Raw genomic sequence first — 1,004 nt, 5'->3', positions numbered from 1 at the left:
CGATCACTCGCCTGCTTAGGATAAACCGATGGAGACGTTTGTGAAGATCCTGAAAAAACACAAAACCATACTATCATTAAAAGTAAGTGCGTCTTCATTAGCTGGCAGGGATTAGTAATTATTATAAAAAGATTTTAGGCCTAATTAGAATCAATGTTTTTAAGGGTAACTTCCTTAGATATCAAACTCCCATCACTCCCCATGCCTTCTACAAAAAATTTCATGTCTTTTACTGGTAAGTCTGGTATTTTGAACGTGGCTGCACCAGATCCCTGGTCTATATACAAATCTGGCAACCAATGTATAGTGCCATATTGTTTAAATAACCGACTAGCAAAATCTGGATATTTAGGATTATAGAACTCTTTAGTAGTTTCAAAACCACTATCAACAGCATGTTCCAGAATATATTTACTATTCTTATCACCCCTAAACCCATACAGCGGAAGCTTTCGGGTATAAATAAGTATCGTACCTGAGCTTCTTAATCCGGAAATATCACCTCTTTTATCGATCAAAATTCGATCAATATCTGCACTCTGTAAATTAAACAGTAACTCATAATCTGATAAACGAAAGTCATCTACATATACCTCTGGCCCTTGTAACCCTCCTGCAGAAGTCTTGAGAATCGGAACAATATCAACTCTTGGAGATCCGCCTCCTCCAAATGCTTCAAAACCAGTACCGTATATAATTCTAAATCCATTGGCGGCAATATAGTCTAATATATTAGGGTATTTTCTAGTATCTTCCAGGGTAATTTTTTTAGTATGTCTCTTAAAACGTTCTGGTATAAAAGAATCTTCCAACGGGTGTTGTTCTTTCTCTGTTTTAATCACCACCACGTCTAGTGCCTGTATATCATCAGTGATAAAACTCTGAGGAATATCTACCTGTTTTAACCTCGTTGATCGATTCTCATTTATAATCAAATCAGGAATATCACTGTTGAATGGCTTTTTAATGCTGTTCTTCTGAATATTTATATGCATATTAGACCG

General features: G+C 36.0%; 1 protein-coding gene. It reads right to left on the bottom strand.

The window, feature by feature from the left end; translation table 11 throughout:
- Positions 1–140 precede the first annotated feature (140 nt).
- A partial coding sequence (locus tag M0D21_RS22900) for a hypothetical protein (protein WP_248334359.1) occupies positions 141–1,004 on the bottom strand: 864 nt, incomplete at its 5' end.

This window comes from Aquimarina acroporae, assembly GCF_023195925.1.
Lineage (GTDB): Bacteria > Bacteroidota > Bacteroidia > Flavobacteriales > Flavobacteriaceae > Aquimarina > Aquimarina acroporae.
The sequence above is the reverse complement of the archived record's forward strand: the minus strand, read 5'-3'. Positions and strand labels throughout refer to the sequence as shown.